The organism is Adlercreutzia sp. ZJ138 (assembly GCF_011038935.1).
In the GTDB taxonomy this organism is placed as follows: domain Bacteria; phylum Actinomycetota; class Coriobacteriia; order Coriobacteriales; family Eggerthellaceae; genus ZJ141.
In genome coordinates, this window is record NZ_JAAKEA010000025.1 from 1 (window position 1) to 12,072 (window position 12,072).

The window sequence follows — 12,072 nt, forward strand, 5'->3', positions numbered from 1 at the left end:
ATCGGGATTGCAATCCCTCATCTCAACGTCGACAACAGTCCACTCATCTCCGAGGTTCAATGATTTTGCAATGATCGTTGCCAGCATCTTCGTTTGTGGGTTCATTTTGGCATCTCCGTATGTTTCCACTTACATGCTAAATGATACCGCTTGGCCCCGCTTGTAACTACACTTCCCACAGTTGGCACCCTGTGCTACCCACTAAAAACCGCGAAGGGCCAAGTTTTTTCACCACAAAACAACCTACCGAAGAGCCATTCTTTTCGGCATAAACCTCCAGTTTCATAGCGGCTCACCGGTCCTTTTCATCGCAAAAAGATCCAAGCCAAGACGCCCCACTATGAACAGGGCCTTGCCTATTTCAGCGGTTTCTTTTCCGTTCTCCAAGTTTGACAAATACACCGCCGAGCATCCACAGTAGCTTGCCAGCTCCGCCTGAGTGTAGCCAAGCTCCTTTCTGCGCTTTCTAATGGCGGCTCCAAAATCGGATGCATTGACTATCCTCATTTTGTTCTCCTATTAACGTTCGCTAATACTTTTGCACTATATCACAAAATATAAGCGTTCGTTAATATTGCTTTCGCTTTATACAGAAGATTAACGTACGTTTATATAGCTAGTTTGGAATAGCTGCCGAATGGCTTGTTTCGTACCGCTCGTTACTGCCTGCGGTAGGCAGTGATCTTGTTTCCCTTGGACTTCCACCTGGTTGGCGTTTGGTTTCTGCAAGGTTTCTGCAAGATGTTTCGTGTGGTCGTGCAAGGAATGTCATGAGGTTTCGCTTGATTTGCGTTGGAAAAGTGCTGCGTTGCGTCTAAGAGTCTGCTACGCAGCGCGAGAACCTTCCGTTCATACTCAGCTGTGCATCCGATCAGAAGGGGAAGGAATGAAGCGAAAGACAACGGTTGTGCTCGGCTTGGCATGTGGCGTGGTGTGTGCTCTGTGTGTGGGCTTGTACTTACAGGGGGTGCGCGGCGAAGTTGACGAAGCTCGCGCCGAGGCACTTGCGCGCTATGGTGGCGAGCAAGTTGAGGTTGTTGTGGCGAAGCGAGACATCTTTGCTGGTGAAGCGGTTGACGCTTCGGCGGTTGAAACTCAGCTTTGGGTTGCCGATTTGCTGCCAGAAGGGGCCGCGACGTCGATCGAGGACGTTCAGGACCGCGTTACTGCATCGACGATTTTGGCCGGAGAAGTGGTGAGCGAGCGACGCTTCGAAGGCGAAACGCGCCAGCTCGACGTGCCTGCTGGGTTGATTGCAGTTAGCGTTCCAGCGAAAGACGTTCAAGCAGTCGGTGGTGCCATAACGGCTGGATCGCGTGTCGACATGTACGCCACAGGCGGCACGTCGACCGATCTCATAGCAAGTGACGTGTTGGTGTTGGCGACGAGTGCAGGAGAACGCGACACTGATTCCCATGAAAGCGTTTCGTGGATAACCATCGCCGTGAAGCCCGATATCGCTCAGGGCATTGTTGCCGCCGCCCAGAAAATGGAGCTGTACTTCACGTTGCCCGGTGAGGGGGCGCAGGCTGTGAACGCCAAAGCGAACGACACCGCTGACAAAGACAAACGTTCGTCCGCTGCCGACGGCGGGAACACCTCCGATGATACATCGCAAAAGGATGTCGTCACAGAAGGTAATGCAGCGGATGGTGAACAGGATGCTGGCGAAAAGAAGAACGGCATTGAGCCGTCGAAAAACAAAAACGGCTCGAAGGGTAACAAGACTGATGGGGCCGAAATGGCTGGTTCCACCGATGCGCAGACTATCGCGAAGCTGCTGTACGAAGAAGAGCGGAAGGAGGAACGCTGATGGGAAAGGCTGTAGCGCTTTGCGCCGACGAGGCGAGTATGAGGTCCCCAGAGATTTTAGGGCTGGGTGGTGAAGATCTGTCGTCTCAACAATGGCTGAAGTTGTTCTCTTCGGGAGATGAGTTGCGGCGCGCTCTTGCGCAAGATGACGAGGTTGACGAGGTGTGGGTGGCGTCATGTGACGACGTGGAGCCGATTAATCTTGCTGCTGCAATCAAGGCTGATCGACGCTCCCGCAGGGTACATTTGGTTACGTGTGGTGAGTTGACCGGCTCGTTTGCCACGAGAATGGGAAAAGCCGGACTCGATGATCCGCTGCTTCCTCACGATTTCGCGAGACGATATGCCGAACGGAAACGCATTGCCCGCGGCGAAGCTCATAGCGACAATTCAGCGCATGCGATACGGGGCGACGCTTCGTGCGAAGGGGGCGGTGTGCTGACTGCTCCAGCTTCGACTCCGGTTGTAGACGTATTTCCTGCGCAGGCAATGCAGGCAACGCAGGCGACTGCGGGCAAAGCGTTCGTGCTTCCCGTGGTGAGCGGTAGTGGCGGAGCAGGCAAGAGTACGGTGGCAGTGTTGATGGCGTTGGCGAGCCAGCAAGCGGGGCGTAAAACGCTTCTTGCCGACTTTGACCTGCAGTTTGGCGACGTTGCCCGGTTGGTGGGCGCATCTGATGCTTTGTCCATTGATGACGTGATGGACGATCCCAGTAAAATCGAGCGCTTAACGCCTCAGGACAACATGCCTGCGGTGCTGGCAGCCCCTCGTCGTTTGGAGCGCTGTGAGCTTGCCATTACCGCTGTGCCAACGCTCGTAGATGCCCTATCTGATCGGTTCGACGTAATAATTGTGAACACGGGTGCATTTTGGGGTGAGCAGCATGCTGTATTGCTGGAATCGGCTTCACGGGTGCTGTTTCTCGTTGATCAGCGGCCATCGTCGCTGTGGGCATGTCAGCATGCACTCGATCTTTGTGCTCGATGTGGCATTGCAACCGGCCCGTTTGCGTTTGCGCTGAACCGGTGCGCAAAGGGGGCCCCGTTCACGTCGGTTGATGTGTCTTGTGCACTCGGCGGGCCGCGCGTGATCGAACTTGCCGACGGGGGCGAAGACGTCGAAGGGCTGCTTGGTGCCGGGCTACCGCTCGAGCTTTTCCGCGATCGTAGTGCCTTGTGCGTAAGCGTCGAAAAAACGCTTGCTGAATTGATGCCCGCTGCTTGTTCACCGACATCAGCGTCTGGACCGCAACGGAAGCGCGGATTGTTCGGCCGCAAGCGGTCGCGTCGGGCGGAAGGAGGGTCCCGATGACGTTACTAGAACGGGCGATGTGTGCAGCGGGCGCGAGTGGAAACGTGTCTGCGGGCTCATTCGCGCCGATTGAGGTGGCCGATGTGCGACGTATCGATGCTGCTCGCCAGTTTGAGCGCTTGCAGGAGCAGGTGCAGAAGTTCGTGTCTGTCGACGACATGGCAGCGATGATGGCGGAAAATCCCAGCAGGGCGCGCAGCGAGCTTCGGAGTGCGTGTCGGCAGGTGTTCGAGGGCGAGCAGTGGCGTGCGGTTGACGAGATGCATCGGCGCGCGCTAACCGAACAGCTGATGGATTCCGTGTTTGGGTTCGGCCCGTTGGAGGGGCTGCTCGCTGATGACAGCATTACCGAGATCATGGTGAACGGCCCTAACCGAGTGTTCTACGAGCGTGATGGCGTGATCGAGCGTAGCTCGCAGACGTTTTCCGGCGAAGGGCAGTTACGCGCGCTCATCGACCGTATCTTAGGGCCACTTGGGCGGCGTGTCGATGAGTCGTCGCCGCTGGTGAACGCGCGTTTGCCGGAGGGGCATCGCGTAAACGTGATCATACCGCCGCTGGCACTCGATGGTCCTGTGGTAACCATTCGGAAATTTCCGAAGGGGGTTATGACGCTCGAGGACATGGTTGCGCGCAGGTCGTTTGATGAGCGCATGAGACGCTTTCTGCAATGGGCGGTGCGCTTGCGCAAGAGTATTGCTGTGTCGGGGGGCACGGGCAGCGGCAAGACTACGTTGCTCAATGCGCTGTCGTGTGAGATTCCCGTCCGTGAACGCATTGTCACCATCGAAGACTCCGCCGAACTTCGGTTTTTAGAGCATCCACACGTGGTGCGGTTGGAGGCGCGCCCGCGGAATGCGGAGGGTTCAGGTGAGGTGACTATTCGCGATTTGGTGGTGAACGCCTTGCGCATGCGGCCTGACCGCATTGTGGTGGGCGAATGTCGCGCTGCTGAAGCGATTGACATGCTGCAAGCCATGAACACGGGACACGACGGGTCGCTGACCACGTTGCATGCGAATTCACCAGCGGAATCGGTGTCGCGTTTGACCACGATGGTACGTTATGCGGTCGATCTACCGGTCGATGTCATCGAGGCGAACATCGCGAGCGCACTTGATGTGGTCGTTCAGACAGCGCGCAGCTTGGATGGGTCACGCTTTGTCAGTGAGATCGCCGAGTTCTCATTCGATCGGCAACGTCGTCTTTGCCAGGTTAGCACGATGTTTCGCAGAATGTCGCCAGCAGACGAAGGTCGATGGTTGGCAATACCCTCATGGGTTGACGGCCTTGTCGATTGCGGCGTTGCCACTGCTAAGGAGGTTCAGGCATGGAAGCTTCAACTGCGCTTGCCCTGTGCGGCGTGATGGCGGTTACAGGGGCTTTCGCCTCAACAGCGCTGCTTGTTCGTGCAGTGCTGTTGTCGGCTCGCAGGCAAGGGGTGCTCGCAGGAAAAACCGGCTTGTCTGGCTTACTTGCTCATGCGCTTCGCAATGGTATTGTGCCGCTTGTTCCCTTCTCTCGAGTGCTTCGGAAGACGCGTCGCATACGGCGTATTTCGGATGAGGCCGCCGAGTGTCTCGAGGCGAAAGGGGTTCCTTCGTCGGGCGAAGCTGCGCTTTCGGTTGTGCTTGGCGTGTTGCTCACCGTATCCGGCGTGGCATTTGTGGCAACCCGTTCGTCGGTGTGCGCGGCGGCGGTTCCGCTGTGTCTTGCGGTTGCAGGTATGTCGGTACTGCGATCCGCGGATGATCGACGCCAGGAGGCGCTTCGTGATGCGGTACCCGACGCGCTGCGGGCGATGGGTGTGTGCTTTCAGTCGGGGTTGTCGTTGCTGCAAACGTTTCGGCAGGTGTCTTCCGAGCTGAAAGGACCTTTGTCTCAACTGTTCGCACGGGCTGCGCACCATTTGGAAACCGGCCACTCGGCAGAAGAGGCGCTTGCGGTTCTAAAGGGAAGCGACTCGTCGCCTGGGCTTGCTTTTGTTGCTGTTGCGTTGGACGTGCAACATGAATCGGGTGGCAGCATGCGACAAGTGCTCGATGCGGCGCGCGAGACGGTTGAGGGCGAAATCGAGCTCGCCCGGTCGCTTCGAGTGCAGACGGCACAGGCGAAGCTGTCGGCGCAGGTGGTTTCTATCATGCCATTCGTTTTGGTGGCGTTGTTTTCGGTCATGAGTGACGATTTTCTAACACCGTTTTTTTCGAGTGCCGCTGGAATCATGCTACTCACGCTGGCTTTGAGTATGCAGGCTGCGGGAATTGTGCTGGTCAGGCGTATGTTGTCGGTCGAGGTGAGGTGATTGCTGGTGATGGTTGATAGCTCAGCACTCGCGTGCACTGCGTTGGTGTCAGCAGGCGCAGCAGGTGCGTTTGCGGGATCCTGGGTGCTTGGCGTTCGGCGTGATGCTCGTTCGCGGCGAAGGTTGTTGTCTGCGGTTGGTGCGACGGAAGCGCGCTCTGGCACAATGCGCAACGACGATTTTTGGGCGAGTGTTGCGCGGGCGGTAGCGGACCTGTCGCGAAAGATAACGCTGAGCGCTTGTCGTCCGATTGCAGCGTCGCGTACGCCGCAGCGTGTACGTCGTTGGTTTGATGCCCACGTTCGGAAGGCGGGGATGGATCAGACGGCTGCAACGGCGGAAGGGCTGGTTGAAACGAGCGTTCGGGCTGCGCTTATGTTCGCGGCGTTGTTCGGCGCGTTCGGGTTAGCATTCTCGTCTGAGCTTGGCGTTCTCGGAGTAGTTGCAGGCGTGGCTTTTGGGGTGTCTTTACCTGCTCGGGCGATGTTGAAGCTACAGGCGCGTCGTGCAGCTTTGCTTGAGCGTGAGTTGTCAGAAATGCTTGAGGTAGTGGCTTTGGGACTGCGCAGCGGCCTTTCGTTTGACCGGGGATTTCGGTTGTATTGTGAGCATTTTTCAACGCCATTTGCGCGATCGTGCGAAGCGGCTCGGTGCCGGTGGATATATGGCTTAGTGCCGCGCGAGCAAGCGCTGCGCGATCTAGCTACTTCATATGATTCGCCGCAGCTGGAACGAGTTATGGAAAGTGTGATCAGGTCATTGCGATTCGGGTCGTCGCTGGCCGAGGTGCTCGAACAGGCGGCTGCCGAAGCTCGGCAGGCCCACCGTGCCAACGTGCAGGAACGCGTTGCGAAGGCTCCGGTAAAGATGATGGTTCCCACAGGGACACTTATTCTGCCGGCGATGTTGTTGCTCGTGCTCGGTCCGGTACTGCTTGAACTCATGAATGGGTTTTAACCGATGGAAGGGAGATTTGACCATGAAAATGCTTGCGGGTGCATGCCGGAAGCTGTCGATTCGTGCAGATGTAGCGTTTCGCACGCTGCTTCGAAGAAGAAGCGGACAGGGAACGACCGAATACGCAATCTTAGTAGGTGTGCTGGTGGTGATCGCTATTCTGGCTATCACGCTATTCAAGCCGAAGATCCAGGAGCTGTGGGATGCGATCGCGTCGGGTATCAACGGTTTGTAGGATTTCGCGCGAACGGGAACACCGCACGGTTACGGGCACAGAGCACGGTCGAGTACGCGATCGTAACGGCGGCGTTTATGGCCGTAGCTGTCGCGTTTGGTGCGATGTGGCGCTTGATGTCGAATGGCGAAATCGTCTCTCATGCCTTGGCGGCAGCGGCGCGGTGCGTGATCGCGTCGCCAGCGGGGTTTCTTTCCGACGTCTTTTTGTTCTGATTCGACAGTGCGGCGCACCTACTCGCAGTAGCAGCGCGATGGTAGCGGCAGGGCTGCGCGGTCAGTCAACTGTTGAAGCGGTGTGCATGATACCGGTGCTATTTGCGCTGCTGCTCTTGCTCATTCAACCAGCGATTCTGTTGTACGACCGCATGGTCATGCAGGCGGCGGCTACGGAAACATGTCGGCTGCTCGCTACCGCAGCGCCTGCGGGTGGCATTGATGAAGGACGTTGTGAGGAATATGCGCGCCATCGGCTGGGTTCTATCCCTTCGGTCGACGTGTTTCACGTGCATGACGGAGGGTGTACGTGGAAGGTTGAGTTGCAAGGAAACGAGTCGTCTGCTGCCGTGAGCGTGCGCATATCGACCGAGGTTGAACCGCTGCCGCTAGTGGGTATGGCAGCAGGGCTGCTCGGTGCGTCGAACGGACGGGGAAACTTCGAAGTTCAGGTTGAAGCGAGTCAGGCCGCGCAGCCCGAATGGGCACAGGCGGCCGAAGGAGGGTTGAATCCCCCTGGCTGGATAGGGGTGTGGTTGGAATGAGGAAACGCAGCGTTTCATCAGGGCTCTTTTGCGATAAGAATGGCTTTACGACAGTAGGCGCAGCTATTGCCTTATTACTCACGCTTGCTCTCGTGTTTTCGTCGGCGCAGGTGTATCGCATCAACGCTGCATCGGCAAAAGCACAGTCGGTTGCCGATGCAGCGGCGCTAGCTGCGATGAACGAGGTTGCGGAGTTTACCATCGTGGTGCGCTTGTGCGATGCTGTGGTGCTCACGCTGTCCCTCACAGGGCTTGCGGCTATGGGGTTAGGCGTTGTGGCGTTGTGTACGCCGGTTACGTTTGAGTTGTCGGGCACGCTCATTGATGCTGGTAAGAAGGTGCTTGATGCCCGCGATACGTTTTCGGCTGACGCGAAGCGCGCGCTCGAGAAGCTGCAACGGGCGCTGCCGCTGTTAGCCGCGGCGAACGCACAGTCGGTTGCGGCAGGAAATAACAAGGACGGCAGCTCCTATGTTTCGCTTGCTGTTTTGGTTCCCTGGGAGGGCGATGAAGTATCGGTTGGCTCTCAAGGCGCCTTCGACGAGGTCGAAGGCAACGTTGATGCTCGTGCGGATGACGTGCGCGCGGCGGCTGAAGCTGCGGAAGCGGCGGCGCAACGGGCCAATGAAGCGAAACTGCTTGCGTACGAGCACGATTGCGGGCTGAGCCCGTCGCGCTGCATGTATGAGCGCGCCGCTACGCTTGCCGGTATGGCTGGTGCGGTAAATCCGTACTACGGGAGTGTCGATTCGTGGTCGTTTTCCGTGGCACTTAATCGTGCGAAAGCGTATTATGCAGCGCGGTTGAGTCAAGAGGCACCCGGGGGCGCTTCCGTTGCAGATCAAGCTCGTTCGGCGTTGAGAAAGCGCTTGTACGAATACGCGAACGACCAGATGAGCGGGGCGTACGTTCATGAAACAGAAGGCTCGTTTTCGGCGAATTTCCCGCTGCTGCCGAAAAACACTGCCGAAATGCGTGGAACGTCGCTCTATGAGCAGGCAGTTTACCCGATAACCTCGTCGGACGCGGGGCTAATCATGCACGCATGGCCGGGTTGTCCGAACGCTGCGGGTGCAAGTAGCGTGGGATCCATCGCTCAAATGGAAGCGGGCAATTTTGGGGAGTGTTCCGAATGTGGATTCACCGCATCCAGTATGGGAAAGGTTGCGGCCGCATCGTCGTCCATCGACAACGGGTTTGAGTACCACTACCGTATTGTTGCAGAAGCAGCACAAGAATACCAACAGGCGCGTGAAGAACTCGATCCTCTTTCTAATCAGGTAAAGCAGAGCGCATCAGGCTTGTTTTCCGACATTACCGACGCAATGCGCCAAGCAGGGCAGCAGCGCATTGCGATGCGTCCGCCGGGAAGCCAAGGCGTTATCGTCCTTGCAGCCGATGTGGGGTCGGTGCCAGTTGGCTTTCAGAGTAGCTTCGTTGCCTCGCCTGAATCGATGGGTGCACGCGCGGCGGTGTCGGCAGCCACACTGGTTGAAGAGCCCGCCTCAGAAGCAGGGAATGTTATCGCATCGGTACTTGATGGTCTTGCCGATACGGAAGGCGCGCTTGTTGGTGGGGCTGGCATTGTGCTTGATTGTTGGTCGGCGCTGCTTAAGGCTTACGCCGATGGACAACAGGCTCTAACGGGGGCTGTTAGCGAAGCCGCAGACTCGCTTCCGCTGGCCAGTGCAAGTGGTTTGGGAACGTGGGCTGCACGCGCTTTGACCGAAGCGGTTGAAGGGGCGGGGCTACAGCCAGCCGATCTCGACGCAGTGAAACCGTTGCTGGTGAACTCCCATCACGTTGCAAGCAACGGTGAAGGGACGTTTTGTGCCACGTTGCTCTCAGTGAAGCAGCGTGCCGCGACTGATTCCGGAGGGCTGTTCTCGATGCTTGTCGGCGGTGTGGAACAGGCAGCTGTCGAGGCCGTTTCCACGAATGGTGGCAAGATCGAGGTTGCAACGATCAGCATTCTTGGACCCAATGGGCCGCAGGTGCCCATCGAGATAGCGTTGCCGCCGCCGGTGGCGGATGCGACAACAAGGCTGATTCATCGTGTTGCCGATGGTATTCGTGATGTGTACGTCCAAGTCGTGGGGGTAAAAGTATGGGAGTAAGGCTTGCGGGGCATAGGTGGCTTGACGCAACGTGCCTGCGTTCGATTTCGCGCCGTAGAGCCACTTTGTCAAACAGTGTGTCCCGAAAACGACTGTGTCAGAGGTTCGACGGGCAGATGACGGTCGAGCTTGCGGTTGCGTTTCCGGTGCTGGTGATTATTGCAGTTATCGCGGTGAACGTAACGTTGTTCTTGGGAGAGTGCGCGGCCTACGACAACGCATTTTGTGAAGCGGTGCGCGTGAATGCGACATCTCCCGCATATGGCGAGGATGCCGGGCAATCAGTAACTCGCATAGATGCTGCTCTGGCCGAGCGGTTCAACAGGGAGTTTGAAAGCTCGTCGGTGTCAGTTTCGGGATCGACGGGTGGGAAAGCGACGTTTACCGGCACGCTCACGTTGCACCCGACGCTGTTTGGTATGGGGTTGCGCTCGTCAGTGCTGGGCGTGAGCTTACCAAACATGACCCATGCTGTGTCATTCACCGTCGATTCGTACAAACCGGGGGTGTTCTTATGAGTGCGCGTAACCGTGCCTACCTAAGAGGACAAGCCGCGCCGCATGCGCGCCAGCATGATGCTGCTTACGATCGCGGTGCTATTGGAAAAAGCACACCTGTTGGAACGCTTACCCGCGCAAAAGTTCTACCTTATGTTCGGCGGCACCATGCAGATGACAGCGATAAGCGGGATTACATCATGCATCGTCGCGCGCTTCGGGCGTTGGCAATTGTTGTTGCGATAATTGCCCTGGTGCCCGCCTCAGCGGCGGTAGCTGATCCGGAAGCTCAGCTGACAAGTGTCGGGCTGGTGTCTCACGTGGGAAGTCTGCTGCACCAAGTAGACCTCTTGGAACAGACCAGTTTGCCCGACGGATTCGAGGATGAGGTCATGTCGTTTGAGCGTTACTGCGAGCGGCGTTGCGATTTGGATGCACAGGTAGTGGGCTTCTCGCTGGATGCCAACATTGATGAGCCCTTAAATGAGATTCGCCAACAGCTTACAGCGAAGGGTTGGGATGAAGTTCGAAGTGGCGTTGATGGCTGCTCGACCTTCACGAAGTCTAGTGGACGATACCAGTGGGTGTTTGTGCAGTGCGTACCCATAGAAGGATGGACGAGTGTTGTTGTTCGCTACGAATTGGGCGAGGGTGAAAGCGAACAGGAAGGAGGGTGATCGCTGTGGAAGATAGCGATGGTGTGCGCATGCGGTTTGCCGTGTCGTGGCGTGAACGGTTGAGGGGATTGCTGCTGCGCGAAACGACCGACGAAGTGCTCGTACTCGTTCCGTGCAGCGACGTTCACACGTGGGGGATGCGCCGCGCTATCGACATCGCGTTTGTTGATGGATGCGGGCGGGTGCTCGCAGCGCATTGCAACGTGGGACCTTGCCGACGTGTGCGCCATCCTCGGGCGAAGATGACGCTTGAGCGCTTCTCGCGCGATGACGTCGAATGGTTTCGCACGGGTGATCAGATACGTATCGTACGTTTGAAAGGATAATAAAGATGAAAGTATGTCCTGTGTGTGGTGCCCGAGCATTTGATGATGCTGAGGTGTGTTACGGATGTCTTCACCGCTTTGCGGAAGAAAGGCTCGACCAATGCGCGTTCGGTGCAACTGAGGAAGCGGTGCAGTCCGATTCCCTTGAAGAGCCGAAAGAGTCTGAGCCAGTACATGCTGTAGGTGTGTCTGTACCACCGAATAGCCTCGATCAAACTTGCGGGCAAACGCGCTCGTTGCCCTCAGTGTTGCCAACAAGTCCCATGATGGCTGTTCCTGCGCATACGGTTGTTCCCATAGAGGGTAACGTTTTCTCGCTTTCGGCTCCGGCAGGGCTGATCATACAGCTGAGTGTGCAACCTGCTCCGGAGCCGGTTGCTTGCAGCGCATGATAGCAGGCGATGTAGTTCGGGCGCTTGTTCCTGCATTCGGTCTAGTAGTGCTGTTTGCGGCGGCGGTTGTGCTGGTGACACTGGCGATTGAAGACGCACGACAAAAAACGGTGCCGGGAGGAAGGTGCTTCGTGTTCGTAGCGCTGTGTGCTGCGTTTCAGGCATGCTGCAAAAGCGTAAGTTCGCTCTGTGCTGGTGCGTTGTGGGCTGCGGTGTGCATCGCGTTTTGGGTAGCGGTGAACGCCGCAGCACGCCGTCGTACAGCAAATCGCGGTGCGGTCGCCCTCGGCGAAGGTGATGTGATCTGCATGGTGGGGCTGTGTTTAGCAAGCGGCTTCGATGCACCAATGGGGTTCGCATGCTGTTTCGCCGTTGCGGGTGCGTTTTCGCTTGCGGGTCTCGCAACAAAGCGCTTACGCCTCGGCGATGCCATTCCGCTCATACCCTTTTTCTGCTGTTGGTTCGCCTATGCCGCTTTCCAAGTCATTGTATGAGTCTCGGTGCAATTCGTCGCTACATTGAAGCTGTGGGAGGCGAGCTTGCGCTTGTGGCTGATCTGCCGACAGGGCGGGTACGTCTCATCTGATGAATTGGAGCGGGGGAGGGGTTGTCAGCGATACAACTGCAATGAAACGTAACGATGATCTGGACATACGTACCATGTTGAGTAAACGCCGCTCTTTGAA

General features: G+C 57.3%; 15 protein-coding genes. 14 read left to right on the forward strand and 1 reads right to left on the reverse strand.

Annotated features, from left to right (window positions below; all coding sequences use genetic code 11):
- Positions 1 to 282: 282 nt before the first annotated feature.
- Positions 283 to 507 carry a helix-turn-helix domain-containing protein gene (locus tag G7Y43_RS09290; RefSeq protein WP_165046135.1) on the reverse strand — a complete coding sequence of 75 codons (225 nt, stop codon included), beginning with the start codon at positions 505 to 507 and terminating at the stop codon, positions 283 to 285.
- Between the two features lie 379 nt (positions 508 to 886).
- Here G7Y43_RS09290 and cpaB point away from each other — a divergent pair, with 379 nt between their 5' ends.
- The 14 genes from cpaB to G7Y43_RS09360 all read left to right on the forward strand — a co-directional run bounded on the left by cpaB (position 887) and on the right by G7Y43_RS09360 (position 11,880).
- Positions 887 to 1,813: a Flp pilus assembly protein CpaB gene (cpaB, locus tag G7Y43_RS09295; protein ID WP_165046136.1), complete on the forward strand. Its 927-nt coding sequence runs from the start codon at positions 887 to 889 to the stop codon at positions 1,811 to 1,813.
- Positions 1,813 to 3,123, forward strand: coding sequence for a P-loop NTPase (locus tag G7Y43_RS09300; protein WP_165046137.1), 1,311 nt, complete (start codon positions 1,813 to 1,815; stop codon positions 3,121 to 3,123). Before cpaB ends, G7Y43_RS09300 begins: the two co-directional genes overlap by 1 nt.
- The gene (locus tag G7Y43_RS09305; protein ID WP_241158231.1) at positions 3,120 to 4,490 is read left to right on the forward strand and encodes a CpaF family protein; all 1,371 of its coding nucleotides are present in this window, start codon (positions 3,120 to 3,122) and stop codon (positions 4,488 to 4,490) included. Before G7Y43_RS09300 ends, G7Y43_RS09305 begins: the two co-directional genes overlap by 4 nt.
- The gene (locus G7Y43_RS09310; protein WP_165046138.1) at positions 4,454 to 5,425 is read left to right on the forward strand and encodes a type II secretion system F family protein; all 972 of its coding nucleotides are present in this window, start codon (positions 4,454 to 4,456) and stop codon (positions 5,423 to 5,425) included. Before G7Y43_RS09305 ends, G7Y43_RS09310 begins: the two co-directional genes overlap by 37 nt.
- A 9-nt stretch (positions 5,426 to 5,434) precedes the next feature.
- Positions 5,435 to 6,382: a type II secretion system F family protein gene (locus G7Y43_RS09315; RefSeq protein WP_165046139.1), complete on the forward strand. Its 948-nt coding sequence runs from the start codon at positions 5,435 to 5,437 to the stop codon at positions 6,380 to 6,382.
- A 22-nt stretch (positions 6,383 to 6,404) separates the two neighbouring features.
- Positions 6,405 to 6,617: a hypothetical protein gene (locus G7Y43_RS09320; protein WP_241158232.1), complete on the forward strand. Its 213-nt coding sequence runs from the start codon at positions 6,405 to 6,407 to the stop codon at positions 6,615 to 6,617.
- Positions 6,618 to 6,694: 77 nt separating this feature from the next.
- Positions 6,695 to 6,832 carry a hypothetical protein gene (locus G7Y43_RS09325; protein WP_165046140.1) on the forward strand — a complete coding sequence of 46 codons (138 nt, stop codon included), beginning with the start codon at positions 6,695 to 6,697 and terminating at the stop codon, positions 6,830 to 6,832.
- A gap of 38 nt (positions 6,833 to 6,870) precedes the next feature.
- Complete coding sequence (locus G7Y43_RS09330) at positions 6,871 to 7,377, forward strand: TadE/TadG family type IV pilus assembly protein (protein WP_165046141.1); 507 nt, start codon at positions 6,871 to 6,873, stop codon at positions 7,375 to 7,377.
- Complete coding sequence (locus G7Y43_RS09335; protein ID WP_165046142.1) at positions 7,374 to 9,494, forward strand: molybdenum cofactor biosynthesis enzyme; 2,121 nt, start codon at positions 7,374 to 7,376, stop codon at positions 9,492 to 9,494. The genes G7Y43_RS09330 and G7Y43_RS09335 overlap by 4 nt, the downstream gene beginning before the upstream one ends.
- Before the next feature lie 116 nt (positions 9,495 to 9,610).
- Complete coding sequence (locus tag G7Y43_RS09340) at positions 9,611 to 10,012, forward strand: hypothetical protein (RefSeq protein WP_165046143.1); 402 nt, start codon at positions 9,611 to 9,613, stop codon at positions 10,010 to 10,012.
- Positions 10,009 to 10,668, forward strand: coding sequence for a hypothetical protein (locus tag G7Y43_RS09345; protein WP_165046144.1), 660 nt, complete (start codon positions 10,009 to 10,011; stop codon positions 10,666 to 10,668). The genes G7Y43_RS09340 and G7Y43_RS09345 overlap by 4 nt, the downstream gene beginning before the upstream one ends.
- A 5-nt stretch (positions 10,669 to 10,673) precedes the next feature.
- Entirely contained in the window at positions 10,674 to 10,994 is a 321-nt protein-coding gene (locus G7Y43_RS09350; RefSeq protein WP_241158234.1) for a DUF192 domain-containing protein, read from the forward strand.
- Between the two features lie 5 nt (positions 10,995 to 10,999).
- A complete protein-coding gene (locus G7Y43_RS09355) occupies positions 11,000 to 11,386 on the forward strand; it encodes a hypothetical protein (RefSeq protein ID WP_165046134.1) in 387 nt (128 codons plus the stop codon).
- The gene (locus G7Y43_RS09360) at positions 11,374 to 11,880 is read left to right on the forward strand and encodes a prepilin peptidase (RefSeq protein WP_165046145.1); all 507 of its coding nucleotides are present in this window, start codon (positions 11,374 to 11,376) and stop codon (positions 11,878 to 11,880) included. Before G7Y43_RS09355 ends, G7Y43_RS09360 begins: the two co-directional genes overlap by 13 nt.
- Positions 11,881 to 12,072 lie beyond the last annotated feature (192 nt).

What these genes read in the sequence shown, in the direction of transcription:
- G7Y43_RS09290 (WP_165046135.1), bottom strand. Translation starts at nt 507, where the DNA reads ATGAGGATAGTCAATGCATCCGATTTTGGAGCCGCCATTAGAAAGCGC.
- cpaB (WP_165046136.1), top strand. Translation starts at nt 887, where the DNA reads ATGAAGCGAAAGACAACGGTTGTGCTCGGCTTGGCATGTGGCGTGGTG.
- G7Y43_RS09300 (WP_165046137.1), top strand. Translation starts at nt 1,813, where the DNA reads ATGGGAAAGGCTGTAGCGCTTTGCGCCGACGAGGCGAGTATGAGGTCC.
- G7Y43_RS09305 (WP_241158231.1), top strand. Translation starts at nt 3,120, where the DNA reads ATGACGTTACTAGAACGGGCGATGTGTGCAGCGGGCGCGAGTGGAAAC.
- G7Y43_RS09310 (WP_165046138.1), top strand. Translation starts at nt 4,454, where the DNA reads ATGGAAGCTTCAACTGCGCTTGCCCTGTGCGGCGTGATGGCGGTTACA.
- G7Y43_RS09315 (WP_165046139.1), top strand. Translation starts at nt 5,435, where the DNA reads ATGGTTGATAGCTCAGCACTCGCGTGCACTGCGTTGGTGTCAGCAGGC.
- G7Y43_RS09320 (WP_241158232.1), top strand. Translation starts at nt 6,405, where the DNA reads ATGAAAATGCTTGCGGGTGCATGCCGGAAGCTGTCGATTCGTGCAGAT.
- G7Y43_RS09325 (WP_165046140.1), top strand. Translation starts at nt 6,695, where the DNA reads ATGGCCGTAGCTGTCGCGTTTGGTGCGATGTGGCGCTTGATGTCGAAT.
- G7Y43_RS09330 (WP_165046141.1), top strand. Translation starts at nt 6,871, where the DNA reads ATGGTAGCGGCAGGGCTGCGCGGTCAGTCAACTGTTGAAGCGGTGTGC.
- G7Y43_RS09335 (WP_165046142.1), top strand. Translation starts at nt 7,374, where the DNA reads ATGAGGAAACGCAGCGTTTCATCAGGGCTCTTTTGCGATAAGAATGGC.
- G7Y43_RS09340 (WP_165046143.1), top strand. Translation starts at nt 9,611, where the DNA reads ATGACGGTCGAGCTTGCGGTTGCGTTTCCGGTGCTGGTGATTATTGCA.
- G7Y43_RS09345 (WP_165046144.1), top strand. Translation starts at nt 10,009, where the DNA reads ATGAGTGCGCGTAACCGTGCCTACCTAAGAGGACAAGCCGCGCCGCAT.
- G7Y43_RS09355 (WP_165046134.1), top strand. Translation starts at nt 11,000, where the DNA reads ATGAAAGTATGTCCTGTGTGTGGTGCCCGAGCATTTGATGATGCTGAG.